This window comes from Pseudomonas sp. WS 5010 (genome assembly GCF_012985565.1).
Taxonomy (GTDB): domain Bacteria; phylum Pseudomonadota; class Gammaproteobacteria; order Pseudomonadales; family Pseudomonadaceae; genus Aquipseudomonas.
Genome location: NZ_JAAQWQ010000003.1, coordinates 130,041 through 154,042 on the forward strand (window position 1 = coordinate 130,041; position 24,002 = coordinate 154,042).

Sequence of the window (24,002 nt, forward strand, 5' to 3'; positions counted from 1 at the left end):
GCTATCGCCGGCAAGCCGGCTCCTACGGGTGTATCAGACGAAGCACAGTGACAACGACTCGGCGATATAGGCCGGTTTTTCCTGGCCGTCGATTTCCAGGGTGCAGGTGGCCTTGAGCAGCCACTGGCCGGGCTTTTTCTCGGTGGCGTCGGTGAGGGTCACCGCCAGGCGGACCTTGGAGTTGACCTTGACCGGCTGGATAAAGCGCACGCTGTCCAGGCCGTAGTTGACCGCCATCTTCAAGCCCTCGGGCATGATCAGGATGTCTTCGATCAATTTGGGGATCAGCGACAGCGACAGGAAACCATGGGCGATGGTGCTGCCGAACGGGGTCTGGGCGGCTTTTACCGGGTCGACGTGGATGAACTGAAAATCGCCGGTCGCCTCCGCGAACAGGTTGATACGCTCCTGGTCGATGGTGAGCCATGCGGAACGTCCCAGTTCCTTGCCGACATAATCATTGAGCTGCGCTACAGGTACGAAGGGCATTGCGACTCTCCTTGGTTCATCGATCTCTCCCTGGCGGCGCGGGCACGCGTGTACCGGCAGGGGTGTTGTTGTTTTAGGTAGATTGCAGAGAACCAATGTAGATCATCATGGGCAAATGGCCCGGTCAACCCACCATGCTTTTGGCGAATGCCAGTTCATAGGGGCGGCATGCTTATAATGCCCGGGGGCTTTTGGGGAGAAGGCGGATGTTGTTACGCGGTCTTACATGGTTGGTGTTGTTTCAATTGCTCGGCACGGCGATCAATCACTTGTTCCTGCCGGTCTTGCCGGGACCGATTGTCGGCTTGCTGTTGCTGCTGGCGTACCTGGTGTGGCGCGGCGAGGTCGGTGAACCGCTGAGCCTCGCGGCCGGCAGCCTGTTGCGTTACCTGCCATTGCTGCTGGTGCCGCCGGCGGTGGGGGTGATGGTGTATGCCAAGGACATTGCTGCCGACTTCTGGGCCATCGTCGGTGCGCTGGTGTTGTCGCTGGTGATCGCCATGGCGTTTGTCGGCGTGCTCATGCAAAAACTGGTCAAGCGCCAGGCACAGCGGGAGGAGGGGCAATGACCTTCGATTGGCAGGGCGCGTGGGCGGCGGTCATCCACCATCCGTTATTTGGCATCGGCATCACCCTGGGCGCCTATCAACTGGTGCTGGCGGGGTTCGAGAAAACCCGCTGGATTTTCCTGCAACCGGTGCTGGTCTCGATGTTGCTGGTGATCGGTGTGCTGCTGGGGTGTGGCCTGACCTATGTCGAGTACCGCAAAAGCACCGAAATCATGAGCATCCTGCTGGGCCCGGCCACCGTGGCGCTGGCGGTGCCGTTGTATCTGAACCTGCGACGGATTCGCCAGTTGTTCTGGCCGATTTTTACTACGCTGGTGGTGGGGGGCGTGTTTGCCACTGGCCTGTGTGTATGGCTGGGTTGGTGGTTTGGTGCCGAACACATGGTGCTGATGACCATGGCGCCCAAGTCGGTGACCTCGCCGATCGCCATGCTGGTGGCCGAGCAGATCGGCGGCGTCGCGGCACTGGCAGCGGTGTTCGTGCTGATCACCGGGGTGATCGGTGCGATGATCGGCCCGGCCTTTTTGTCGCGCCTGGGGGTGCATAGCCCGGAGGCACGGGGCATGGCCCTGGGCATGACCGCCCACGCGGTCGGCACTTCGGTGGCGTTGCAGGAGAGCGAGGAGTGCGGTGCCTTTGCGGCATTGGCGATGAGTCTGATGGGCGTGGCCACGGCGGTGTTCCTGCCATTGGCCGTGTCTTTAGTGATCTAAGTCGGGTTTAAGGAACGCTTTATGAGTCTGGCACTGTTCCCTCTCAATACCGTGCTGTTCCCGGGCTGCACCCTCGACCTGCAGCTGTTCGAGGCGCGCTACCTGGACATGATCAGCCGCTGCATGAAAAAGGGCGAAGGCTTTGGCGTGGTGTGCATCCTCGATGGCCAGGAAGTCGGCCTGGCCCCGGACGGCTATGCGGTGATTGGCTGCGAAGCCCTGATTCGTGATTTCAAGCAGCAGGACAACGGCTTGCTGGGGATTCGGGTCGAGGGTGGACGCAGGTTTCGCGTGCGCGAGGCCCAGGTGCAGCGCGATCAGTTGTTGGTGGCCGATGTCGAGTGGCTGCAAGAGCAGCCCGAACGAGCGCTGGACGAAGAAGACGCCGATCTGTTGGCCCTGCTTGAGGCCCTGGCGCAACACCCGATGGTCGCTTCGCTGGACATGGGCGCCGATGCGCAAGGGCAGCAGGAGTTGAGCCACCGCCTGGCCTACCTGTTGCCGTTTACCGACCCCGACAAGATCGAGTTGCTGCAACTCGACGACCCCCAGCAGCGCCTGGACGCCATTCAATTGCTGCTGGACGAGTTGCAGGGCGAGCTGTTCCCGTGAGCCTGGCAGGCTCGGATTTATCCGCGCCAGCTTGGGATTTTTCAGCGGTGCCGCGTGCCCATCGCCTGAAATAGTGGAGCCTCAGCCACCACTATCAGGGAATGAACATGATTCGATTGTCGCCATCGGAGCAATTGGTCTGGGACGCTTTTTTCGTCAGTGTGACCGCACAAGTGATTCAGCAGGCAGGCGAGCGTGGCCCGGAGTACATTGCCGAGCGCGCTGCGCAAATTGTCGATGAAATGTTGCTGGAGCGCCGGGAGCGCTGCGCCGAGCGGCGTTACGCTCCCGTGGATTGGATGAGCCCGGCGTAGCTCAATAAGCGTAGCGCAGCAAGGCGTGGGAGGTGCCCGTCAGGGCAAAGAACCCCAGGACCGCCACGCACCCCGGCACGATCAACCACCACACCTTTGGCGCCATGGCCGGTAGCAGGCTGTGGCGCTGGCTCAAGGTCAGGCTGAAGGCGCAGACCGTCATGGCCAGCAAGGTGCCGGCGAGAATATCGCTCGGCCAGTGGGCCCCCAGGTACACCCGCGACAGGGCAATGGCAGCGGCCGGAATGGCGCCCAGCAGCAGCCAGGCCAGGCGCATGCGGGTCGGTTGGCCGCGACCGGCCAGCACTGCCAACGCGAGGAAGAACGCAAACGAGCCGGAGGCGTGGCCGCTGGGCATGCTGAAGCTGGTCAGCGGGTCGACGAGGATTTCTGGCCGGCCGCGGGCAAAGAACAGCTTGCTCCCGGTATTGATCAGTGCGGCCCCGAGCAGGGTGGCACCGACGAAAATCCCCTGGCGCCATTGGCGTGCCAGCAACAGCAGGCCGGTCAGCACCGCGCTGGCGACGAACATCTTCTTGAACTCACCCAACTGGGTGATCATCACCATGGCCCGGTCCATGGCCGGGCTGCGGTGTTCCTGGACCAGGGCCATCAAGCCTTGGTCAAAATGGTTCAGGTACGGGTAGCCGATAAACATCGCGATCAACAACGCCAGGCTGGCGCAGCCCATCCACAGCGTGGCCCGGCGGTGGCCGCGCAGGGTGCTGTTGAGGGCGATGCCGAACAATACGGCCAGGCAGGCGGCGACCACCCCGGCTTCGGGCCAGAACCCTTCGGGCAGCGGCAACCGAAACGCCGCACCGGCGGCCCAGCCAGGCAGCAGATAGGCTATTGACCAACCGGTGGCGGCCAGCACGCTGACGGCGGCAAAGCGCGGGAAGGGCATGTCGCACATCCCGGCGACCATGGGCAGCATCGGCCGCAATGGCCCAATGAAACGTCCTACCAGCAAGCTGACGATGCCGTACTTCTGAAAGTAAGCCTCGGCCCCGTCCATCCACTCGGGATGATGGCGCAGGCCGGGCAGGCGCCGGATATTCTGGTGGAAATGCCGGCCCAGGTAGTAGGAAATACCATCGCCCAGCAGCCCGCCGAGCAAGCCCAGCAGCAGGGTTTCACCCAGGGACAGCGCGCCGCTGCCGGCCAGTGCGGCAATGGCGAACAGCAACACCGTGCCTGGCACGATAATCCCGGCGATGGCCAGGCATTCCACAAAGGCGACGATAAACACCGCCGCGGCCAGCCATTGCGGGTTAAGGGTCAGCCAGCCAGTAATGCCATCGAGCCATGGGCCCATACAATCTTCTCCATCAGTGGTGATGTCCCTCTGTAGGAGCGAGCTTGTGTGGGAGCGGGCTTGCTCGCGATGCAGGCGACTCGGTATGACTGACAGACCGAGGTGATGCTATCGCGAGCAAGCCCGCTCCCACATAAGCCCATTCCTGCAGGGCATATTTCAAATCAAAACGTAATCGCGGCCTTCGACCTGACCGCGTCGCAACGGGTTCCGTGTGCAATAGGGCGCGAAGCCAGCATCGACGAAGCGATACATCAAGTGTTCATCCCGCCCACCGGGAATGCCCAGGCGGGTGGTCTGGATAATTTGCGCGGGCGCCACGCCCACATCTTCGACGTACAGCTGCTCCTGGTCGAAGCGCTTGGCGTCCCACATCGGCACCTTCAAATCCAGGGCCTTGCACAGCAGGGTTTGTCCGGCGCAGAGCTTGTGGGCCGGGCGCGGGCGGCCGTTGGCGTCGGGGTTGTTGAGGAGCATTTGCGCCAGGCTGGCAGGTCCCGAAACGTCATCTACCCAGGGGTAAGCCGACTTGATCAGCACAGCGTTGCCCGGCCCCTGCGCGCTGAAGTTCAGGGAGTCGCCGCCGCGGGCGTAGTACATATAGATGTGGCCGCCATCCAGAAACAAAGCCTTACGCTTTTCTGTGTAGCCTAAGGACGCATGACTGCCTTTTTCGGCCAGGTAATAGGCTTCGGTTTCAATAACTCGCGCCGAAAGCCACAAATCGCCGACCCGATGGCGGATGACTTTGCCCAGCAAATCTTTCGCGAGCGTTTGTGCATCGCGGTCGAAAAAGCCATCAGGCAGGGGGTTGGCGGGGATCTTGGGGGGGGAATTGGACATGACGATGGACGGTTGCACAGGCCAAATGTGACAGGATGATATCAACTTCAGCCTTAATCACCGCTGAACGTCGAGTTTTTACAGTTCATTTCGACCATCCGCCCCTCACCGCTGTCCGTAGGACGGCGCGACAGCTATAATCTGCCGCTTTCCTCTTTGCCAAGACCCCACCAGACCATGACTGAGTCCGTTCTTGACTACATGACCCGCCTGGGTCGCGCTGCCCGTCAGGCCTCGCGGTTGATCGCCCGTGCGAGCACCGCGCAGAAGAACCGTGCCCTGCTGGCCGCCGCCGACGCTCTGGATGCCGCGCGCTCCGAGCTGACCGCCGCCAACGAGCTGGACCTGGCCAACGGCCGGGCCAATGGTCTGGAGCCGGCATTGCTGGATCGCCTGGCGCTGACGCCGGCACGTATCGACGACATGATCGAAGGCCTGCGCCAGGTAGCCAAGCTGCCTGACCCCATCGGTGAAATCCGCGATATGCGCTACCTGCCCTCAGGTATCCAGGTCGGCAAGATGCGCGTGCCCCTGGGCGTGATCGGCATCATCTATGAGTCGCGTCCCAACGTGACCATCGACGCCGCGAGCCTGTGCCTGAAGTCCGGCAACGCCACCATCCTGCGTGGCGGCTCCGAGGCCATCCATTCCAACCGCGCCATCGCCGCCTGCATCCAGCAAGGCCTGGCCGTGGCCGAGTTGCCGGCTGAAGTGGTGCAAGTGGTGGAAACCACCGACCGCGCCGCCGTCGGGGCGCTGATCACCATGCCGGAATATGTCGACGTGATCGTGCCGCGCGGCGGCAAGAGCCTGATCGAACGTGTCAGCCGTGATGCCAAGGTGCCAGTTATCAAGCACCTGGATGGCGTCTGCCATGTATTTATCGACGTGGCGGCCGATCTCGACAAGGCGATCCGCATTGCCGATAACGCCAAGACCCACCGCTACGCGCCGTGCAACACCATGGAAACCCTGTTGGTCCACGCCGGCATTGCCGAGCGCGTGTTGCCGCCGCTGGCTGCAATCTACCGTGACAAGGGCGTGGAACTGCGGGGTTGCGAGCGTACCCGGGCATTGCTGGGCAGCGACGTGATCGAAGCCACCGAGCAGGACTGGTACACCGAATACACGGCGCCGATCCTGTCGATTCGTATCGTCGATGACCTGGACCAGGCCATCGAGCACATCAATACCTACGGCTCCAAGCATACTGATGCCATTGTTTCCGAGCATTTCAGCGATGCCCGGCGTTTTCTCACCGAAGTGGACTCCGCTTCGGTGATGATCAACGCCTCGACGCGTTTTGCCGACGGCTTCGAGTACGGCCTGGGGGCGGAGATCGGGATTTCCACTGATAAGCTGCATGCCCGTGGCCCGGTTGGCCTGGAAGGTCTGACGAGTGAGAAGTACGTGGTCTTTGGCGACGGTCATGTGCGCACTTGATGGGTAAACGCATCGGGCTGCTCGGCGGTACCTTCGACCCCGTGCACATCGGCCATCTGCGCAGTGCCCTGGAAGTGGCGGATACCCTCGGGCTGCAAGAGCTGCGGCTGATCCCCAATGCCCGGCCGCCGCACCGGGACACGCCGCAGGTCAGCGCGCAGGAGCGCCTGGCGATGGTGCAGTGCGCGGTGGCCGGGATTGCCCCGCTGGTGGTGGACGACCGCGAGCTCAAGCGCGATAAACCGTCCTACACTATCGACACCCTGGAACAGACGCGGGCCGAGTTGGCCGCCGATGACCAGTTGTTTCTGCTTTTGGGCTGGGACGCATTTTGCGCACTGCCCACTTGGCATCGCTGGGAAGAGTTGCTCCAGCATTGCCACATCCTGGTTTTGCAACGCCCGGATGCCGACAGCGAACCGCCGGATGCCTTGCGCAACCTGCTGGCAGCGCGGTCGGTAAGTGACCCACAGGCCCTGACCGGGCCGAGCGGGAATATTGCATTCGTCTGGCAGACCCCGCTTGCGGTGTCCGCCACCCAGATCCGTCAACTGCTGGCCAGCGGTAAGTCGGTACGTTTCCTGGTGCCTGACGCGGTCCTGGCCTACATCGATGCGCACGGGCTTTACCGTGCGTCGAACTGAAAAGGCGCGCTTGAAGGCACGAATAGTCGTGTATTGAAGCGCCCGAACTAATGAGCAAAACGAGTTTTATATGACGAACAAAGACGTAAGCAAAGTTAAGCGCAAAGGCACGTTCAAGAGCGCACCGTTGCCGGTAGAAGCCCTGCTGGTCCCGGCTCCTGAAGGTGAAGCGCTGGTAGCGCTGGCTGTAGCCGCCCTGGAAGACGTGAAGGCCCAGGACATCCAGGTCCTGGACGTGCGCGACAAGCAAAGCATCACCGACTTCATGATCATCGCCACCGGTACCTCCAACCGCCAGATCGGCGCGATGCTGGACAAGGTGCGCGAAGCCGTCAAAGCCCAGGGCGTCAAGCCACTGGGTGAAGAAGGCAAGGGCGACAGCGACTGGGTGCTGGCTGACCTGGACACCGTGATCGTCCACATGATGACCAGCAACGCTCGCCAGTTCTACGACCTGGAGCGCCTGTGGAAAGGCGCCGAGCAGAGCCGTGCCGCCGATGGCAAGCACCACAGCCCTGAAGTCGGTCACGCGCACTTCGACAAGCTCAACAAAGACCAGGAATAAGGAACGGCTGTGCGCCTGCGTCTGATTGCTGTCGGTTCACGCATGCCCAAGTGGGTGGAAGAAGGCTGGCATGAATATGCCAAGCGTCTGCCATCCGAATTGGCGCTGGAGCTGGTGGAAATACCCCTCAACACCCGGGGCAAGAACGCCGATGTGGCGCGCTTTATCCGTCAGGAAGGCGAGGCGATGCTGGCCAAGGTCGGTGCCAACGAGCGCATCGTCACCCTTGAGGTGCACGGCAAACCCTGGAGCACCGAGCAGTTGGCGGTGGAACTGGATCGCTGGCGCCTGGATTCGCGCACGGTCAACTTCATGGTCGGCGGCCCCGAGGGGCTGGCGCCGGAAGTCTGCGCGCGGGCCGATCAGCGCTGGTCGCTGTCGCCCCTGACGTTGCCCCATCCGCTGGTGCGGATTCTGATTGGTGAACAGCTGTATCGCGCCTGGACAGTCCTGTCCGGGCACCCTTACCACAAATAGTCTGCGCCCTGCCTGATGACCCAGCCGATCCGCATCAAGGACCACGAGAAAGACGCACGTCTTGTACGCGCGCGCGTGATCTTTGGCGCGATCGCGGTGGTGGCGTTGATGTGTGTGTTGATCGCCCGCCTGTATTACCTACAGGTGATCCAGTACGAGTATCACTCCACGTTGTCGGAAAACAACCGGGTGCATGTGCAGCCGATTCCGCCGACCCGTGGCCTGATTTTCGACCGCAATGGCGTGGTGATCGCCGATAACCGGCCCAGTTTCAGCCTGAGCATGACCCGCGAACGTTCCGGTGACTGGCAGCAGGTCCTCGATGTGATTGTCGAGGTGCTGCAACTGACGCCGGAAGACCGGGTGATCTTCGAGAAGCGCATGAAGCAGGGGCGGCGCCCGTTTGAACCGGTGCCGATCCTGTTTGAGCTGACCGAAGAGCAGATCGCCAGGATCGCGGTGAACCAGTTCCGTCTGCCGGGGGTGGAAGTGGTGGCGCAGTTGGTGCGCCATTACCCGCAAGGGGCGCACTTTGCCCACTCGGTCGGTTATATGGGGCGGATCAACGAAAAAGAGCTGAAAACCCTCGATCCGGTCAATTACAGCGGCACCCACCATATCGGCAAGACCGGCATCGAGCGTTTCTACGAGCCGGAACTGCACGGCCAGGTGGGTTACGAGGAGGTCGAGACCAACGCCCGTGGCCGTGTGCTGCGGGTGCTCAAGCGCACCGACCCGATTCCCGGCAAAGACATTGTCCTGAGCCTGGATATCAAGCTGCAGGAGGCCGCGGAAATGGCCCTCGGTGGCCGTCGTGGCGCGGTGGTGGCGCTGGATCCGAACACCGGCGAGGTGCTGGCGATGGTCAGCCAGCCGAGTTTCGACCCCAACCTGTTTGTCACCGGGATCAGCTTCAAGGCCTATGCCGAGCTGCGCGATTCCATCGACCGGCCGTTGTTCAACCGGGTGCTGCGCGGCCTGTATCCGCCAGGCTCGACCATCAAGCCGGCGGTGGCGATTGCCGGCCTGGATGCGGGGGTTGTCACTGCTTCCAGCCGGGTTTTCGACCCGGGTTACTACATGTTGCCCAACTACGATCACAAGTACCGTAACTGGAACCGCACCGGTGACGGCTATGTGGACCTGGATACGGCGATCATGCGATCCAATGACACCTACTTCTATGACCTGGCCCACAAGCTGGGGATCGATCGTTTATCGACCTACATGGGCAAGTTCGGCCTCGGTCAGAAAGTGTCCCTGGACATGTTTGAAGAATCCCCAGGCTTGATGCCTTCCCGCGAGTGGAAGCGCGCTACCCGGCGCCAGGCCTGGTTCCCGGGGGAAACCCTGATCCTGGGGATCGGCCAGGGCTATATGCAGGCCACGCCCTTGCAACTGGCCCAGGCTACGGCGCTGGTCGCCAGCAAGGGCAAGTGGATCCGCCCGCACCTGGCCAAGACCATCGAGGGTGAGAAACCGGTGGATGAAAACCCGATCCCGGACATCGTCCTGCGTGATTCTTCCGACTGGACCAAGGTCAACCATGGTATGCAGCAAGTGATGCACGGCGCGCGCGGTACTGCGCGCAAGGCCGCTGCTGGCGCGCAATACCGGATCGCCGGCAAGAGCGGTACCGCCCAGGTAGTGGCGATCAAGCAGGGCGAGAAATACGACCGCTCCAAGGTTCAGGAGCGCCATCGCGACCACGCCTTGTTTGTCGGTTTTGCCCCGGCCGACAACCCGAAAATCACCGTGGCGGTGATGGTCGAGAACGGCGAGTCCGGTTCCGGCGTGGCCGCCCCGGTGGTGCGCCAGATCATGGACGCCTGGTTGCTGGACCAGGACGGCAAGCTCAGGCCTGAGTTTGCCAACCCTTCAAGCGCGGAGGCTACGGCCCGTGAAGAGTAATTTCGACCGCATTCTCTCCAGTGAGGATGTGATGCGTCGCCGCGCCACCTTGTTGCAGCGCATGCACATTGATGGCCCGTTGCTGATCCTGCTGCTGACCCTGGCGGCCGGCAGCCTGTTCGTACTGTATTCGGCCAGTGGCAAGAACTGGGACCTGCTGATCAAGCAAGCGTCGTCGTTCGGCCTGGGCCTGTTGTCGATGGTGGTCATTGCCCAGCTGGAGCCGCGTTTCATGGCGCGCTGGGTGCCGCTGGGATACGTCGCAGGCGTGCTGCTGCTGGTGGTGGTGGACGTCATGGGGCATAACGCCATGGGCGCCACCCGCTGGATCAATATCCCGGGGGTGATTCGCTTCCAGCCGTCGGAATTCATGAAGATCCTGATGCCGGCGACCATCGCCTGGTACCTGGCCAAGCGCACCTTGCCGCCCCAGCTCAAGCACGTAGGCATCAGCCTGATCCTGATCGGCATTCCGTTCATCCTGATCGTGCGCCAGCCCGACCTCGGCACCGGCCTGCTGATTCTCGCCGGCGGTGCGTTCGTGCTGTTCATGGGCGGCCTGCGCTGGCGCTGGATCATCAGCGTGCTGGTGGCAGCCGTGCCGGTGGCCGTCGCCATGTGGTTCTTCTTCATGCACGATTATCAGAAGCAGCGGGTCTTGACCTTCCTCGATCCCGAGAGCGATCCGTTGGGCACCGGTTGGAACATCATCCAGTCCAAGGCGGCCATCGGTTCCGGCGGCGTGTTTGGCAAGGGCTGGTTGCTGGGCACCCAGTCGCACCTGGACTTCCTGCCGGAAAGCCACACTGACTTTATCATCGCGGTGATGGGCGAGGAGTTCGGCCTGGTGGGCATTTGCGCACTGCTGCTGATCTACTTGCTGTTGATCGGGCGTGGCCTGGTGATTACCGCGCAAGCGCAGACGTTGTTCGGCAAATTGCTCGCCGGTGCGCTGACAATGACTTTTTTTGTTTACGTTTTCGTCAACATCGGTATGGTCAGTGGCCTGCTGCCGGTGGTTGGGGTGCCGTTGCCGTTCATTAGCTACGGCGGAACTTCGCTGGTGACATTACTGTCAGCGTTTGGGGTTTTGATGTCGATCCATACCCATCGCAAGTGGATCGCACAGGTTTGAATAAGGTGAAGATGTCAATGCAAGCAATGCGCGGCTGGGCTGCTCGATATGCGTCCTGCCTGGGCTTGTTGGGCGCCTTTGGCGCTGCACAGCCAGCCCTGGCCGGCGATTACGACGGCTCGCCCCAGGTCGCCGAATTTGTCGGTGAGATGACGCGTGACTATGGTTTCGCCGGCGAACAACTGATGGGCGTGTTCCGCGAGGCGCAGCGCAAGCAGGCGATACTCGACGCCATTTCCCGCCCCGCCGAACGCGTCAAGCAGTGGAAGGACTATCGCCCGATGTTCCTCACCGACGCCCGCGTGGCGCGGGGTGTGGATTTCTGGCGGCAGCACGAGGCCGTGCTGGCCCGTGCCGAGCAGGAATATGGCGTGCCGGCCCAGGTGATCGTCTCGATCATCGGCGTTGAAACCTTTTACGGGCGCAATACCGGCAGTTACCGGGTGATCGACGCCTTGTCGACCCTGGGCTTCGATTACCCGCCCCGCGCCGAATTCTTCCGCAAGGAACTGCGTGAGTTCCTGCTGCTGGCCCGTGAAGAGCAGGTCGACCCGCTGACCCTCAAAGGCTCCTACGCCGGGGCCATGGGCCTGCCGCAGTTCATGCCTAGCAGCTTTCGTGCCTACGCCGTGGATTTTGACGGTGATGGCCATATCAACATCTGGAGCAACCCCGATGATGCCATCGGCAGCGTTGCCAGCTACTTCAAGCGTCATGGCTGGGTGGCTGGCGAGCCGGTGGTGATCCGCGCCGATGTCACGGGCGATCGCGCCGATGAAGGCCTGACCCAGGGGATCGAGCCGGTGAAAACCGTCGGGGAGTTGCGGGCGCTGGGCTGGTCAAGTCATGATGCGCTGCGCGATGATATGCCGGTTACTGCCTTCCGCCTGGAAGGTGCAGACGGCCCGGAGTACTGGATGGGCCTGAAGAATTTTTACGCAATCACGCGTTATAACCGCAGTGTGATGTACGCCATGGCCGTGCATCAGCTGTCAGACATGCTGGTTCAAGCACGGGGCGTCAAGTAATGCGGGTATCGCCGATCAATAAACCGCTCAAGCTGGTGGCGCTGGCCGCATTGTCCTTGCTGGTTGTCAGTTGCTCCACCAGCCGCGCGCCGGCGCAGAAGGCCAGTGGCCCGGTAGTCCGCGCGCAGCCGGGGCTGGATATCAACCGGGCCCACAAGGACGGCGCGCCGTGGTGGGACGTCGATGTCTCGCGCATCCCGGATGCCACGCCGACCCTGCATACCGGCAACTATAAAGCCAACCCCTACACGGTGCTGGGCAAGACCTACTTCCCGCTGCAAGAGTCCAAGAACTACGTGCAGTCGGGCACCGCATCCTGGTACGGCACCAAGTTCCACGGCCAGAACACCGCCAACGGCGAAGTGTATGACCTGTATGGCATGAGCGCGGCGCACAAGACCCTGCCGCTGCCGGCCTACGTACGGGTGACCAACCTGGACAACAACCGCGTGGTAATCCTGCGGGTCAACGACCGTGGGCCGTTCTACTCCGACCGAATTATCGACTTGTCCTACGCTGCCGCGAAAAAACTCGGCTATGCCGAAACCGGCACGGCGCGGGTCAAGGTCGAAGGCATCGACCCGGCCCAGTACTGGGCCCAGCGCGGCAAGCCGGCGCCGTTGATGCTCAACGAGCCACAAAGCGCACAACCGCAGATCACCGCTTCGGCGGGCAAGGTCGAGCAGTGGACGCCGCCGCCCCAGCAGCACGCCGCGCCAGTCGTGGCCGTGCCACAGGCGGCGCCGGGCAATGCAGCGGGCGGGCAGTACCTGCAAGTCGGCGCTTTCGCCAACCCGGATGCGGCAGAACTGTTAAGGTCCAAGCTCAGCGGGATGGTCAGCGCGCCAGTGTTTATCAGCTCCATCGTGCGTAACCAGCAGACCCTGCACCGGGTACGCCTGGGCCCCATCGGCTCGGCGGGCGAGATTGCCCAGGTGCAGAACAGCGTGCGACTGGCCAACCTGGGTCAGCCCAGCGTGGTCAGCGCCGAATAAGCAGTAGCGGATCTGGGGTGCTGGCGCGTTTGCGTGCCGGGGCCCTGGTTGCAGGCTCGTCGAATAATAAAAACCCGAAGGCAAGGGTTGAGCTGGCAACTGAATACGCGACAGCCTGGCAACGGGCTGTCTGAATAGTTTTGCCCGCGAGGGCAAGTTTCCATAAGCAATTTCGAGAGACGGATGAACATCACCACCTTAGCCAAACGCCTGTGCCTGCTTGTCCCGCTGATCATCGCGCCCGCTGCCTGGGCCGTCGAAATGATGCCAGCGCCACCGCAACTGGCTGCCAAGTCCTACGTGCTCATGGATGCCGCAAGCGGCAACGTGCTGGTCGAAAACAACGGTGACCAGCGCCTGCCGCCGGCCAGCCTGACCAAGCTGATGACCGCCTACATCGCGACCCTGGAAATCCGTCGCGGCCAGATCGGTGAAAACGATCCGGTGACCGTCAGCGAAAACGCCTGGCGTACCGGCGGTTCGCGGATGTTCATCAAGGTCGGCTCCCAGGTGACTGTCAGCGACCTGCTGCACGGCATCATCATCCAGTCCGGTAACGACGCCAGCGTCGCCCTGGCCGAGCATATTGCCGGCAGCGAAGATGCATTCGCCGACATGATGAACAAAACCGTGACTGACCTGGGCATGACCAACAGCCACTTCATGAACCCGACCGGCCTGCCAAACCCAGACCACTACTCGTCGGCCCATGACATGGCGATCCTGGCCCGCGCGATCATTCGTGTCGACCCGGTGCACTACGCCATCTACTCCCAGAAAGAATTCTTCTGGAACAACATCAAGCAGCCTAACCGCAACCTGTTGCTGTGGCGCGACAAGACCGTCGATGGCCTGAAAACCGGCCACACCGACGAGGCCGGCTACTGCATGGTGTCTTCGGCTGTGCGTGATGGCCAACGCTTGATCGCCGTGGTGTTCGGCACCAACAGCGAGCAGGCCCGTGCGGCTGAAACCCAGAAGCTGCTGACCTACGGTTTCCGCTTCTTCGAAACCCAGACCTTCTACCAGAAGGGCGCTGAGCTGGCCCAGGCTCCTGTGTGGAAAGGCACCGAGCGTCAAGTCAAGGCCGGCCTGGCTGACGACCTGACCTTGACCATGCCTAAAGGCCAGCTGAAGAAACTGGCTGCCAGCATGACCATGAACCCACAACTGACCGCGCCAATCGCCAAGGGCGATGTGATCGGTAAAGTCGAAGTGAAGCTGGACGACAAAGTCGTACACAGCGCCGATCTGATCGCACTCGACGCCGTTGAGGAAGGTGGTATCTTCCGCCGCGTGTGGGATAGCATCCGTCTATTCTTCTACGGCTTGTTCAACTGATTGTGTGCACCCGCAAAGCCCTGCGTTGATCCGACGCGGGGCTTTGCTCGTCGCCACGGCTTACCGCTTACGAGGCCGTTACGCCATGACCGATAAAGAAGTAAAGGCGCCAAAGATCGAATTCCCGGTGACGGACTATCCCGTCAAGGTGATCAGCGATACCGGTGTGGGCAACAAAGACAAGATCCTCGAGATCATGCGTAAACACGCAACGATCAACGACAACCGTGTGGATGAGCGCTTGAGCACCAACGGTAAGTACACCACGATCCAGTTGCACATCGTTGCGACCGGTCAAGACCAGCTTTACGACATCAACAGCGAACTGCGAGCCACCGGTTTCGTACATATGGTGTTGTGATGTCACAGGTCCTGGGCTTTCGCGAGCTCGGCCAGATGGCGTACGAGCCTGTCTGGCACGCCATGCAGCGCTTTACCAATGAGCGCGGCAGCTCGGCTCCCGACGAAATCTGGCTGGTGGAGCACCCGCCGGTATTCACCCAGGGCCAGGCTGGCAAGGCCGAGCATCTACTACTTCCGGGTGATATTGCGGTGGTGCAGGTCGACCGGGGTGGTCAAGTGACTTACCATGGGCCCGGACAACTGGTGGCTTACTTGCTGCTGGATGTGCGCAAGCTGGGTTATGGCGTGCGTGAGCTGGTCAGTCGCATGGAGAACTGCCTGATCGAGCTGCTGGCCAGTTACGGTGTGACTGCCGCGGCCAAGCCCGATGCTCCAGGTGTGTATGTCAACGGCGCGAAAATCGCCTCCCTGGGCCTGCGTATTCGTCATGGCTGTTCCTTTCATGGCCTGGCCCTGAACGTGGACATGGACCTGGCGCCGTTTCTCCGGATCAATCCCTGTGGTTACGCCGGTTTGGCCATGACCCAGTTGAGCGATCACGCAACACCCATAGAATTTGCCGAGGTAAGTGCCCGGCTGCGCGCGCAGCTCGTCAAACACCTCGACTATGCTGAGCAGACGACCCTGACGGGCGGAATCGACTGATATGACTACTGATGTTGTGCAAACCATGATCCCGACGCTGGACATTACCGACCGTCCGGCCCCGGTTCCGCGTGCCAAGGTGGAAGCCGGCGTCAAGCTGCGCGGCGCCGAGAAGGTTGCACGCATCCCGGTGAAGATCATTCCGACCACCGAACTGCCGAAAAAGCCCGACTGGATTCGCGTGCGCATCCCGGTCTCGCCGGAAGTCGACCGTATCAAGGCGCTGCTGCGCAAACACAAGCTGCACAGCGTGTGCGAAGAAGCCTCCTGCCCGAACCTGGGCGAGTGCTTCTCTGGCGGCACCGCGACCTTCATGATCATGGGTGACATCTGCACCCGTCGCTGCCCGTTCTGCGACGTTGGCCACGGCCGGCCCAAGCCACTGGACGTCAACGAGCCAGAAAGCCTGGCCATCGCCATTGCCGACCTGAAACTCAAGTACGTGGTGATCACCTCGGTAGACCGCGATGACCTGCGCGACGGCGGTGCCCAGCACTTTGCCGACTGCATCCGTGAAATCCGCAAATTGTCGCCGAATGTGATGCTCGAGACCCTGGTCCCGGACTACCGTGGCCGCATGGACGTCGCCCTGGAAATCACCGCCGCCGAGCCGCCAGATGTGTTCAACCACAACCTGGAAACCGTGCCACGCCTGTACAAGGCCGCGCGCCCGGGTTCGGACTACCAGTGGTCGCTGACCCTGCTGCAGAAATTCAAGCAGATGATGCCGCACATCCCCACCAAGTCCGGCCTGATGCTGGGCCTGGGCGAAACCGACGAAGAAGTCATCGAAGTCATGAAGCGCATGCGCGAACACGACATCGACATGCTGACCCTCGGTCAGTACCTGCAACCGTCGCGCAGCCACTTGCCGGTGCAGCGTTTCGTGCACCCGGACACCTTTGCCTGGTTTGCCGAAGAAGGTTACAAGATGGGCTTCAAGAACGTCGCGTCGGGCCCGCTGGTGCGTTCGTCGTACCACGCCGACGAGCAGGCCAAGCTGGTCAAGGCTAGCCTGGTTTCCTGAGCCTTGGCGCCCATCTGTCTGGATGGGTGTGTATGGAGCTGGCTTGTGTGGGAGCGGGCTTGCCCGCGATAGCATCGCCTCGGTGCAACTGATACACCGAGGCGTCTGCATCGCGGGCAAGCCCGCTCCCACAGTTCGTTGCGCTGTACAGAATAGGGAGAACCAAGGATGACCGACCCGCTTGCCACCGCCGTACCCGCCCTGCGCGCCGAAGGCGTGATCGGCCTCATCGCTCCCGCCGGCCCTGCCGCGCTGGATGTTGAAAAGGCCGGGCAATGGATGCGCGCTCGTGGCTACGAGCTGCGGATCTTCTCGGGGGTGTATGAGCGCGATGGCTACCTGGCCGGCAGCGATAAAGTCCGCCTGCGTGACCTGCATGCGGCTTTTGCCGACCCCGAGATCGACGCCATCTTCTGCCTGCGCGGCGGCTACGGCACCCCACGCTTGCTCGACAGCGTGGATTTCGCGCTGCTGGCGGCCAATCCCAAGCCCTTCGTCGGCTACAGCGATATCACCGCGCTGCACTTGGCGATCAGTCGCTACGCCGGCTTCGTGACTTTCCACGGCCCGATGCTGAATGCCGACCTGCTCGGTGACAAGCAACAACCCACCGAATCATCACTGTTCAGCCTGCTGCGTGGGCGGCTGGGCGCTGGCAGTGTGCTGGCGCACCCAGTGGCGTACCCGTTGACCACCGTTGAGCCTGGCATCGCCTGTGGGCGCCTGTTGGGGGGCAACCTGTCGATGATCGCGGCCGTGATGGGCACGCCCTTTGAGCTTGATGCCGACGGCATCATTCTGTTTATCGAGGACGTCAACGAGCCGATCTACCGCATCGACCGCCTGCTGACGCACTTGCGCCTGGCGGGCAAGCTGGCGCAGGTGCGCGGTGTGCTGGTGGGGGATGTGGCGGGGGTGGATAGTGTGGCGCTGGAGCGGTTGTTGAAGCAGACCTTCGAGCCGTTGTGCATCCCGGTCCTGTCCGGCTGGCGCAGTGGTCATTGCGACCCGAACCTGACCTTGCCGATTGGTGCGGTGGTGCGCCTGGATGCGGGGGAACAGCGGCTGGTGCTGGAGCAGGATGTGGTGTGTAGGCTCTGAGTGTTTTGCCGCCTGTCAGCACGCTATCGCGAGCAAGCTGGCTCCCACAGGGAATTGCATTCCAAATGTGGGAGCGGCAGTCGCCCTACGCCGATCTAGCGGCTACGCAACGACTCCAACAACTTCACTGTCGGATACCCATCCGCCGGCCAGCCCAACGACTGCTGCGCCGCCCGAATCGCCTTGCGCGTATTGGCGCCGATAATCCCGTCCGGGTTGCCAGCCTCATAGCCCTTGGCACTCAACACCGTCTGCAATTCGATACGCTGGGAGCGGGTCAGCGGCAGTTCGTCCGTTGGCCAATCCCCGCGAATCACCCCACCACCGCCAAAGCGCTCGGACAACAGGCCGACCGCCAGGGCGTAGGACGACGAGTTGTTGTACTTGAGGATTGCGCGGAAGTTGTCCAGCACCAGGAACGCCGGGCCACGATGGCCGGCCGGCAGCAGCAGGGCGGCCGATAGCGTTTCTACGTTGGGTGGCACGCTGGCCCCGGCCGGCACCTGCAGGCCGAGTTTCATCCACTCGCCGACCGGCTTGCGCACTGCACCATCCGCCAGGGCATAGTCGAAGTTCGCCGGCAATTGCCGCACCTCAAAGCCCCACGGTTGGCCTTTCTGCCAGCCCGAGCTTTGCAGGTAGTGCGCGGTGGAGGCGAGGGCGTCGGCCGAGCTGTTCCAGATGTCGCGGCGACCGTCGCCATCGAAGTCCACCGCGTGGGTGTTGTAGGTGGTCGGTATGAACTGGGTCTGGCCCATGGCGCCGGCCCAGGAACCGCGCATCTGTTCGGCCGGGATATCACCGTGCTGGATGATTTGCAGCGCAGCCAGCAACTGCGCCTGGGCGAATGCCGGGCGACGGCCTTCGTAGGCCAGGGTCGCCAGGGAGCGGATCACCGAGTTATTGCCCTGGAACGAACCGAAGTTGCTTTCCATGCCCCACACCGAGACCAGTACCTGGCGATCGACACCGTAGCGCTGCTCAATGCTTTGCAGGATATCGGCGTGCTTGACCAGCAGGGCCTGGCCGTTGCGCACACGCAGCGGCGACAGGGCGCCGTTGAGGTATTCCCACACCGGGCGGGAAAACTCCGGCTGGCTGCGGTCGGCACGGATGACCGCCATGTCAGGGGTGACGTTGGCGAAGGCCGTGTCGAATACTGCAGGGGTGATACCGGCTTTCAGCGCTTCGACGCGAAAACCTGCCTGCCATTGGGCAAAGGTCTGGGTCGGCTGGATATCGAGATTGCTCACGGCCAGGGGCGCAACTACGGCGGGTGCGGCAACCGGTGCGGTCTGGAGCGTGGGCAGGGGCTGAGCGTCGGCGGCGGTGGGTTTTTCGGCGCAGGCGACTAACAGGATCAGGCTGGAGGCAGCAATCAATTGGCGAAGGTGCCAACGACGGGAAAGACTAGAGGGCATGCACAGGTCCAGGAAATACGAATCAGGTGCAGACCTTATCATGCCAGAGGGGCGCTTGCCTTCAGGCAGCCAGAAAGTAAGAAGCCTCCCAGCTATTAGACTGGAAGGCTTCGCGGCGGTAGCTGCCTTTGCCTTTGCCGGCGGGTTCCTGGCGACTGCGGAACAACGGCTGGGCGATGATGGATTTGGCCTTGTTGGGGCCATGCTTGGATGGCTTTTTGCTCATGATCGGGACTCTCCGATGGGGTGGGTGATGCGGTGCGAATCATCTGCCGAAGTTTGGCTGCTGTCCAGCCCGGCGCGATGTAGGAAATATCAAAGACCTGAATACGGCGACGATCAAACCTGTAGGAGCTGGCTTGCCAGCGATGCAAGCACCTCGGTATGTCAGTCACACCGTGGTGATGCCATCGCTGGCAAGCCAGCTCCTACATTGGATTTGTGGTGTTTGGGCGAGCGTGCTATTCGGCGGGCAGTGCCAGGCGCTGGCCGGACATCAGCAGCGACAAACGGCTCAAGCTCATCCACGGCGACCCCGCCGCCTGGCCCTTGATCTGCGCATCGATGCGCTGGGCTTCGAGCAACAGTTGCGCCCAGCGTTGCGCCGAGTGCCGTTGCAGGGCCTTGCTCATCAGGGGCTTGCGCTTGTCCCATACCGGCGGGCGGGCTTGGCTGAAAGCCTTGTCCAGCGGCGTACCCTGGCTGTATTGCAGGGCGATATTGGCCAGCAAGCGCAACTCCCGCGCCAGGGCCCAGAGAATCACCGGCGGCTCGACCCCTTCACCGCGCAGCCCTTCGAGCATGCGCAAGGCATGGGCCGCGTCGCCATTGAGGATCGCATCCACCAGCCCGAACACGTCAAAACGCGCGCTGTCGGCCACCGCGCCTTGCACTGTCTCGACGGTGATCTGGCCACCTTCGGCCATCAGCTTGAGCTTTTCGATTTCCTGGGCGGCGGCCAGCAAGTTGCCTTCAACCCGGGCGGCGATCAACTCGACCGCGTCCTGGCTGGCAGACAACCCGGCTTGGGACAGGCGTTGGCGAATCCATTGTGGCAACTGATTGCTGTCGACTGGCCAGATCTGGATGAACTGGGTTTGCGCCCCTTCCACCAGGGCCTTACCCCATTTGGTCTTCTGCGCACTGCCATCGAGCTTGGGCAGGCTGATCAGCAACAGCGTGTCCTCGGCGGGGCGGGCGCAATATTCCATCAGGGCCGCCGCGCCTTTGTCGCCGGGCTTGCCCGAGGGCAGGCGCAGCTCCAGCAGGCGTTTTTCGGCAAACAGCGACATGCTCGCCCCGGCCTGGAGCAGGGTGCCCCAGTCGAAGCTGGCATCGGCGCTGAACACCTGGCGTTCATCAAAGCCTTGCTGGCGCGCAGCCTGGCGGATGGTGTCGGCAGCTTCCTGGCACAACAGCGGATCATCGCCACTGACGATGTACACAGGCGCGAGGTTGCCTTGCAGGTGTTTGGCGAGTTGGGCGGGGGCGAGTTTCATAGGCTGGATGGACGGGGCGCATGACGCGCCCCGCCTGGTTTACTCGGCAGGAACTTCAACAGGCGATTGCTTGGGAATGCTGTTTTCGTAGTCCTGCGCGGCTTTCAGCGCCTCGGCATCTGCCTTGGCCTTGGCGTCGGCAGTCTGTTGCAGAGCGTCGAGCTGGGCCGGGCTGATCATTTGCAGGCGCAGGACCATACGCTGGACCAGGTCACGGCGCATTTCATTGCGCACCTGATTGACCTCCGTGTCGGAGCCCACCAGGTTGTTGCCGTCATGCGTCACGACTTTCTGCACTTGCAGCTTGTCGCTGATCAGCGGCAACTGGTCGTGGCCCTGGATCTGGAACATGAGCACGCTGCTCAACTCGATGTCCGAAGACCGGCCGGCACTGGCGTAGCTGAGGTTACGCTGGGTCTCTTTCTCGTCGATCAGTACCAGCTTGTAAGCCGCACCGTTATAGACTTTGACGCCGCTGTTTTCCAGGGTTTGGCGCAGCTGGGTCACGGTTTCGCCATAGGCGTTGCGCGCGCTGACATCCAGTTCCTTGATCGCCAGTTCCGTGGTGCCAGTGCCGCGCAGCTGGAAGCCGCAAGCGCTCAGCAGTACGGCAAGGCCCATAACCAGCAGGTTGCGTTTGATCATTTTGTTGCTCCCCTTGAAACCATGTGGGCCTTATCGAGGCCCTGGAGGTTTTGTTCGGCGCCGGGGCTCTTGCCCTGGCGCCCGATCCGATTAGCTAGCGACGATATTGACCAGTTTGCCGGGCACCACGATCACTTTGCGGATCGTCAGGCCTTCGGTGAAGCGCAGCACGTTCTCGTTGCTACGCGCGGCGGCTTCGACTTCTTCGCGGCTGGCGCTGGCAGGCATGTCGATCTGGCCGCGCAGCTTGCCGTTGACCTGAATCACCAGTTGAAGCGTGTCCTGGACCAGGGCGCTGTCATCCGCGACCGGCCATGCAGCATCGATCACCGCGCCGCTGTGGCCCAACTGGCTCCACAGGTCGTGGCTGATGTGCGGAGTAATCGGTGCCAGCAGCAACACGACAGTTTCCAGGCCTTCCTGTACCAGTGCGCGGTCCTGTTCGGTAGCCTGTGGCGCTTTTTCCAGCACGTTCATCAGCGTCATCACCTGGGCGATGGCGGTGTTGAACTTGTGGTGCTGGCCCACGTCCTGGCTGGCTTGCTTGATGGCCAGGTGGGTGCTACGGCGAATGAGTTTCTGCTCGTCGCTCAACGACGCCACGTCCAGCTTGCCCGGCAAGCCCTGGCTGATATGGGCATGCGCCAGGCGCCAGACGCGCTTGAGGAAACGGTGCGAACCTTCGACACCGGAGTCCGACCATTCGGCGCTCATGTCAGGCGGCGAGGCGAACATCATGAACAGGCGGCAGGTGTCGGCGCCGAACTGGTCGATCATCGACTGTGGGTCGACGCCGTTGTTCTTCGACTTGGCCATCTTCTCGGTGCCGCCGATTTCCACCGGCAGGCCGTCGGATTTCAACTTGGCACTGATCACCTTGGCCTTGCTGTCACGCTCAAGCTCCACGTCCGCCGGGTTGAACCAGGTGTAGGCGCCATTGGCTTCGCGGCGATAGTAAGTCTCGGCGATCACCATGCCCTGGGTCAGCAGGTTCTTGAACGGCTCGTCGGAGCTGACCAGGCCTTCGTCACGCATCAGCTTGTGGAAGAAGCGCGCGTACAGCAGGTGCAGGATCGCGTGTTCGATGCCACCGATGTACTGGTCCACCGGCAACCAGTGGTCGGCCGCGGATTTTTCCACCAGGCCGCCTTCATAGTGCGGCGAGGCGTAGCGGGCGTAGTACCACGAGGACTCGACGAAGGTGTCCATGGTGTCGGTTTCACGCTTGGCAGGCTGGCCGCATTTCGGGCAACTGCACTCGTAGAACTCGGGCATGCGCGCCAATGGCGAACCGGCGCCGTCCGGCACCACGTCTTCGGGCAGCACCACCGGCAATTGGTCTTCCGGTACCGGTACGTCGCCACAGCTTTCGCAGTGGATGATCGGGATCGGGCAGCCCCAGTAGCGCTGGCGGCTGATGCCCCAGTCGCGCAGGCGGAACTGGGTGCGCGAGGCACCGAGGTTTTTCTTGATCAGGGCGACTTCCATGGCGTCGAAGGCGCCTGCGAAGTCCAGGCCGTCGAACTCGCCGGAGTTGATCAGGGTGCCGTGTTCGTTATAAGCGTCCTGCCACGGGGCCGGGTTGGTTTCACCGGAGCTGGTGCGCACCACGGACTTGATCGGCAGGTTGTACTTGGTGGCGAATTCGAAATCGCGCTCGTCGTGGGCGGGCACTGCCATTACTGCGCCATCGCCGTAGTGCATCAGCACATAGTTGGCGACCCATACCGGCAGTTTTTCGCCGGTCAGTGGGTGCTCGACAAACAGCGAGGTCGGCAGGCCCTTTTTCTCCTGGGTGGCGACGTCGGCTTCGGCCACGCTGCCGCCTTTGCATTCGGCGATAAAGGCCTGCAACTCAGGGTTGTTTTTTGCGGCCAGGGTGGCCAGCGGGTGTTCGGCGGCCACGGCGACGTAGGTCGCGCCCATCAGGGTGTCTGGACGGGTGGTGAAGACTTTCAGTGCGCCAGCAACGCCTATGGAATCCACGTTGTACGGGAACTGCACTTCCATGCCCTTGGACTTGCCGATCCAGTTGCGCTGCATGGTCTTGACCTGTTCAGGCCAGCCCGGCAGGTCGTCGAGGCTCGACAAGAGCTCATCGGCATAGGCGGTGATCTTGAAGTAGTACATCGGGATTTCGCGCTTCTCGATCAGCGCGCCGGAACGCCAGCCGCGACCGTCGATCACCTGCTCGTTGGCCAAGACGGTCTGGTCGACCGGATCCCAGTTCACGGTGCCGCTTTTTTTGTAGATCACGCCTTTTTCGAACAGGCGAGTGAACAGCCATTGTTCCCAGCGGTAGTAGTCCGGCTTGCAGGTGGTCACTTCGCGCGACCAGTCCACGGCCAGGCCCAGGCTGCGCAGCTGGGTCTTCATGTAGGCGATGTTTTCGTAGGTCCACTTGGCGGGCGCCACGTTGTTTTTCATCGCGGCGTTTTCCGCAGGCATGCCGAAGGCGTCCCAACCCATAGGTTGCAGGACGTTTTTGCCGAGCATGCGCTGGTAGCGGGAAATCACGTCGCCGATGGTGTAGTTACGCACGTGCCCCATGTGTAGTTTGCCGCTGGGGTAAGGGAACATCGATAGGCAGTAGTAAGTCTCCTTGCCTGGCTGTTCACTGACTTCAAAGGACTTTTGCTCATCCCAGAAAGTTTGGGCGGCATTTTCTATTTCACGGGGCTGATATTGTTCGTGCATGGCTACTTTTGAACTGAATAGGGGTGGCCTAATCCTCTTCGGTGCATTGTCCGGGTTGATCGACACCAAAAAGCGGCGCGTCCGTGCCCAAACCCTGCGGGAAGTGGAGTTACAGGAAGCGCCGTAGCATACATGACCCCACTCTATCGAGGGAAACCCTGATTGCGCAGCGCAGGCCGTTGGTCGCGGCGTGCGGTTGGTTGCGTC

At 62.0% G+C, this 24,002-nt stretch carries 25 protein-coding genes; 17 read left to right on the forward strand and 8 right to left on the reverse strand.

The window, feature by feature from the left end:
* Positions 1-33: 33 nt before the first annotated feature.
* Positions 34-489: a MaoC family dehydratase gene (locus HBO11_RS09475; protein ID WP_169951243.1), complete on the reverse strand. Its 456-nt coding sequence runs from the start codon at positions 487-489 to the stop codon at positions 34-36.
* A gap of 206 nt (positions 490-695) precedes the next feature.
* Here HBO11_RS09475 and HBO11_RS09480 point away from each other — a divergent pair, with 206 nt between their 5' ends.
* From HBO11_RS09480 to HBO11_RS09495, 4 genes are all read left to right on the forward strand, one after another.
* Complete coding sequence (locus HBO11_RS09480; protein ID WP_057438999.1) at positions 696-1,058, forward strand: CidA/LrgA family protein; 363 nt, start codon at positions 696-698, stop codon at positions 1,056-1,058.
* Positions 1,055-1,771 carry an LrgB family protein gene (locus HBO11_RS09485; RefSeq protein WP_076964939.1) on the forward strand — a complete coding sequence of 239 codons (717 nt, stop codon included), beginning with the start codon at positions 1,055-1,057 and terminating at the stop codon, positions 1,769-1,771. Before HBO11_RS09480 ends, HBO11_RS09485 begins: the two co-directional genes overlap by 4 nt.
* A gap of 21 nt (positions 1,772-1,792) precedes the next feature.
* Positions 1,793-2,383: an LON peptidase substrate-binding domain-containing protein gene (locus HBO11_RS09490; protein ID WP_169951240.1), complete on the forward strand. Its 591-nt coding sequence runs from the start codon at positions 1,793-1,795 to the stop codon at positions 2,381-2,383.
* A gap of 107 nt (positions 2,384-2,490) precedes the next feature.
* Positions 2,491-2,697 (forward strand): hypothetical protein, encoded by a 207-nt coding sequence (locus HBO11_RS09495; protein WP_169951231.1) that lies wholly within the window; start codon positions 2,491-2,493, stop codon positions 2,695-2,697.
* Position 2,698: 1 nt separating this feature from the next.
* Here the strand turns inward: HBO11_RS09495 and HBO11_RS09500 are convergent, their stop codons facing one another.
* Both HBO11_RS09500 and HBO11_RS09505 read right to left on the reverse strand, forming a co-directional pair.
* On the reverse strand, positions 2,699-4,015 hold the full coding sequence (locus HBO11_RS09500) for a bifunctional DedA family/phosphatase PAP2 family protein (protein ID WP_169951229.1): 1,317 nt from the start codon (positions 4,013-4,015) through the stop codon (positions 2,699-2,701).
* A gap of 159 nt (positions 4,016-4,174) precedes the next feature.
* Positions 4,175-4,858 carry a DNA-3-methyladenine glycosylase gene (locus HBO11_RS09505; RefSeq protein WP_169951226.1) on the reverse strand — a complete coding sequence of 228 codons (684 nt, stop codon included), beginning with the start codon at positions 4,856-4,858 and terminating at the stop codon, positions 4,175-4,177.
* Positions 4,859-5,035: 177 nt separating this feature from the next.
* Here HBO11_RS09505 and HBO11_RS09510 point away from each other — a divergent pair, with 177 nt between their 5' ends.
* From HBO11_RS09510 to HBO11_RS09570, 13 genes are all read left to right on the forward strand, one after another.
* The gene (locus HBO11_RS09510) at positions 5,036-6,301 is read left to right on the forward strand and encodes a glutamate-5-semialdehyde dehydrogenase (protein WP_169951224.1); all 1,266 of its coding nucleotides are present in this window, start codon (positions 5,036-5,038) and stop codon (positions 6,299-6,301) included.
* Entirely contained in the window at positions 6,301-6,945 is a 645-nt protein-coding gene (gene nadD, locus HBO11_RS09515) for a nicotinate-nucleotide adenylyltransferase (RefSeq protein WP_169866005.1), read from the forward strand. The genes HBO11_RS09510 and nadD overlap by 1 nt, the downstream gene beginning before the upstream one ends.
* Positions 6,946-7,015: 70 nt before the next feature.
* Positions 7,016-7,510, forward strand: coding sequence for a ribosome silencing factor (gene rsfS / locus HBO11_RS09520; RefSeq protein ID WP_032861691.1), 495 nt, complete (start codon positions 7,016-7,018; stop codon positions 7,508-7,510).
* Positions 7,511-7,519: 9 nt separating this feature from the next.
* Complete coding sequence (gene rlmH, locus HBO11_RS09525; RefSeq protein WP_029292262.1) at positions 7,520-7,987, forward strand: 23S rRNA (pseudouridine(1915)-N(3))-methyltransferase RlmH; 468 nt, start codon at positions 7,520-7,522, stop codon at positions 7,985-7,987.
* Positions 7,988-8,002: 15 nt separating this feature from the next.
* Positions 8,003-9,898 (forward strand): penicillin-binding protein 2, encoded by a 1,896-nt coding sequence (gene mrdA, locus HBO11_RS09530; RefSeq protein ID WP_169951222.1) that lies wholly within the window; start codon positions 8,003-8,005, stop codon positions 9,896-9,898.
* A 31-nt stretch (positions 9,899-9,929) separates the two neighbouring features.
* Positions 9,930-11,033, forward strand: coding sequence for a rod shape-determining protein RodA (rodA, locus tag HBO11_RS09535; protein WP_169951409.1), 1,104 nt, complete (start codon positions 9,930-9,932; stop codon positions 11,031-11,033).
* Positions 11,034-11,050: 17 nt separating this feature from the next.
* The gene (gene mltB / locus HBO11_RS09540; protein WP_169951220.1) at positions 11,051-12,061 is read left to right on the forward strand and encodes a lytic murein transglycosylase B; all 1,011 of its coding nucleotides are present in this window, start codon (positions 11,051-11,053) and stop codon (positions 12,059-12,061) included.
* Entirely contained in the window at positions 12,061-13,056 is a 996-nt protein-coding gene (locus HBO11_RS09545) for a septal ring lytic transglycosylase RlpA family protein (protein WP_169951218.1), read from the forward strand. Before mltB ends, HBO11_RS09545 begins: the two co-directional genes overlap by 1 nt.
* Positions 13,057-13,239: 183 nt before the next feature.
* Complete coding sequence (locus HBO11_RS09550; RefSeq protein WP_029292257.1) at positions 13,240-14,397, forward strand: D-alanyl-D-alanine carboxypeptidase family protein; 1,158 nt, start codon at positions 13,240-13,242, stop codon at positions 14,395-14,397.
* A gap of 85 nt (positions 14,398-14,482) precedes the next feature.
* Positions 14,483-14,758 (forward strand): DUF493 domain-containing protein, encoded by a 276-nt coding sequence (locus HBO11_RS09555; protein WP_029292256.1) that lies wholly within the window; start codon positions 14,483-14,485, stop codon positions 14,756-14,758.
* Positions 14,758-15,405, forward strand: coding sequence for a lipoyl(octanoyl) transferase LipB (lipB, locus tag HBO11_RS09560; protein ID WP_169951215.1), 648 nt, complete (start codon positions 14,758-14,760; stop codon positions 15,403-15,405). The genes HBO11_RS09555 and lipB overlap by 1 nt, the downstream gene beginning before the upstream one ends.
* 25 nt (positions 15,406-15,430) lie before the next feature.
* The gene (gene lipA, locus HBO11_RS09565) at positions 15,431-16,432 is read left to right on the forward strand and encodes a lipoyl synthase (protein ID WP_169951407.1); all 1,002 of its coding nucleotides are present in this window, start codon (positions 15,431-15,433) and stop codon (positions 16,430-16,432) included.
* Between the two features lie 168 nt (positions 16,433-16,600).
* Positions 16,601-17,533, forward strand: a complete 933-nt coding sequence (locus HBO11_RS09570; RefSeq protein ID WP_169951204.1) for an LD-carboxypeptidase — start codon at positions 16,601-16,603, stop codon at positions 17,531-17,533.
* A 95-nt stretch (positions 17,534-17,628) separates the two neighbouring features.
* On the opposite strand, the gene HBO11_RS09575 is transcribed toward HBO11_RS09570, so the two are convergent.
* From HBO11_RS09575 to leuS, 5 genes are all read right to left on the reverse strand, one after another.
* Positions 17,629-18,954 (reverse strand): lytic murein transglycosylase, encoded by a 1,326-nt coding sequence (locus HBO11_RS09575; RefSeq protein ID WP_169951202.1) that lies wholly within the window; start codon positions 18,952-18,954, stop codon positions 17,629-17,631.
* A 61-nt stretch (positions 18,955-19,015) separates the two neighbouring features.
* Positions 19,016-19,180, reverse strand: coding sequence for an alternative ribosome rescue factor ArfA (arfA, locus tag HBO11_RS09580; RefSeq protein ID WP_056744572.1), 165 nt, complete (start codon positions 19,178-19,180; stop codon positions 19,016-19,018).
* Between the two features lie 235 nt (positions 19,181-19,415).
* Positions 19,416-20,453, reverse strand: a complete 1,038-nt coding sequence (gene holA / locus HBO11_RS09585; RefSeq protein ID WP_169951200.1) for a DNA polymerase III subunit delta — start codon at positions 20,451-20,453, stop codon at positions 19,416-19,418.
* Positions 20,454-20,492: 39 nt separating this feature from the next.
* Positions 20,493-21,098, reverse strand: a complete 606-nt coding sequence (lptE, locus tag HBO11_RS09590; RefSeq protein WP_057960695.1) for an LPS assembly lipoprotein LptE — start codon at positions 21,096-21,098, stop codon at positions 20,493-20,495.
* Positions 21,099-21,188: 90 nt separating this feature from the next.
* Positions 21,189-23,795, reverse strand: a complete 2,607-nt coding sequence (gene leuS, locus HBO11_RS09595) for a leucine--tRNA ligase (RefSeq protein WP_169951198.1) — start codon at positions 23,793-23,795, stop codon at positions 21,189-21,191.
* Positions 23,796-24,002: the final 207 nt, after the last annotated feature.

Excerpts from the sequence above, each read along its gene's own strand:
- HBO11_RS09555 (WP_029292256.1), top strand. The coding sequence starts at position 14,483 with ATGACCGATAAAGAAGTAAAGGCGCCAAAGATCGAATTCCCGGTGACG.
- HBO11_RS09570 (WP_169951204.1), top strand. The coding sequence starts at position 16,601 with ATGACCGACCCGCTTGCCACCGCCGTACCCGCCCTGCGCGCCGAAGGC.
- lipB (WP_169951215.1), top strand. The coding sequence starts at position 14,758 with ATGTCACAGGTCCTGGGCTTTCGCGAGCTCGGCCAGATGGCGTACGAG.
- mrdA (WP_169951222.1), top strand. The coding sequence starts at position 8,003 with ATGACCCAGCCGATCCGCATCAAGGACCACGAGAAAGACGCACGTCTT.
- HBO11_RS09485 (WP_076964939.1), top strand. The coding sequence starts at position 1,055 with ATGACCTTCGATTGGCAGGGCGCGTGGGCGGCGGTCATCCACCATCCG.
- HBO11_RS09510 (WP_169951224.1), top strand. The coding sequence starts at position 5,036 with ATGACTGAGTCCGTTCTTGACTACATGACCCGCCTGGGTCGCGCTGCC.
- HBO11_RS09545 (WP_169951218.1), top strand. The coding sequence starts at position 12,061 with ATGCGGGTATCGCCGATCAATAAACCGCTCAAGCTGGTGGCGCTGGCC.
- lipA (WP_169951407.1), top strand. The coding sequence starts at position 15,431 with ATGATCCCGACGCTGGACATTACCGACCGTCCGGCCCCGGTTCCGCGT.
- HBO11_RS09495 (WP_169951231.1), top strand. The coding sequence starts at position 2,491 with ATGATTCGATTGTCGCCATCGGAGCAATTGGTCTGGGACGCTTTTTTC.
- holA (WP_169951200.1), bottom strand. The coding sequence starts at position 20,453 with ATGAAACTCGCCCCCGCCCAACTCGCCAAACACCTGCAAGGCAACCTC.
- arfA (WP_056744572.1), bottom strand. The coding sequence starts at position 19,180 with ATGAGCAAAAAGCCATCCAAGCATGGCCCCAACAAGGCCAAATCCATC.
- HBO11_RS09490 (WP_169951240.1), top strand. The coding sequence starts at position 1,793 with ATGAGTCTGGCACTGTTCCCTCTCAATACCGTGCTGTTCCCGGGCTGC.
- HBO11_RS09480 (WP_057438999.1), top strand. The coding sequence starts at position 696 with ATGTTGTTACGCGGTCTTACATGGTTGGTGTTGTTTCAATTGCTCGGC.
- leuS (WP_169951198.1), bottom strand. The coding sequence starts at position 23,795 with ATGCACGAACAATATCAGCCCCGTGAAATAGAAAATGCCGCCCAAACT.
- rsfS (WP_032861691.1), top strand. The coding sequence starts at position 7,016 with ATGACGAACAAAGACGTAAGCAAAGTTAAGCGCAAAGGCACGTTCAAG.
- mltB (WP_169951220.1), top strand. The coding sequence starts at position 11,051 with ATGCAAGCAATGCGCGGCTGGGCTGCTCGATATGCGTCCTGCCTGGGC.
- rodA (WP_169951409.1), top strand. The coding sequence starts at position 9,930 with ATGCGTCGCCGCGCCACCTTGTTGCAGCGCATGCACATTGATGGCCCG.
- HBO11_RS09475 (WP_169951243.1), bottom strand. The coding sequence starts at position 489 with ATGCCCTTCGTACCTGTAGCGCAGCTCAATGATTATGTCGGCAAGGAA.
- HBO11_RS09550 (WP_029292257.1), top strand. The coding sequence starts at position 13,240 with ATGAACATCACCACCTTAGCCAAACGCCTGTGCCTGCTTGTCCCGCTG.
- HBO11_RS09575 (WP_169951202.1), bottom strand. The coding sequence starts at position 18,954 with ATGCCCTCTAGTCTTTCCCGTCGTTGGCACCTTCGCCAATTGATTGCT.
- HBO11_RS09505 (WP_169951226.1), bottom strand. The coding sequence starts at position 4,858 with ATGTCCAATTCCCCCCCCAAGATCCCCGCCAACCCCCTGCCTGATGGC.
- HBO11_RS09500 (WP_169951229.1), bottom strand. The coding sequence starts at position 4,015 with ATGGGCCCATGGCTCGATGGCATTACTGGCTGGCTGACCCTTAACCCG.
- lptE (WP_057960695.1), bottom strand. The coding sequence starts at position 21,098 with ATGATCAAACGCAACCTGCTGGTTATGGGCCTTGCCGTACTGCTGAGC.
- nadD (WP_169866005.1), top strand. The coding sequence starts at position 6,301 with ATGGGTAAACGCATCGGGCTGCTCGGCGGTACCTTCGACCCCGTGCAC.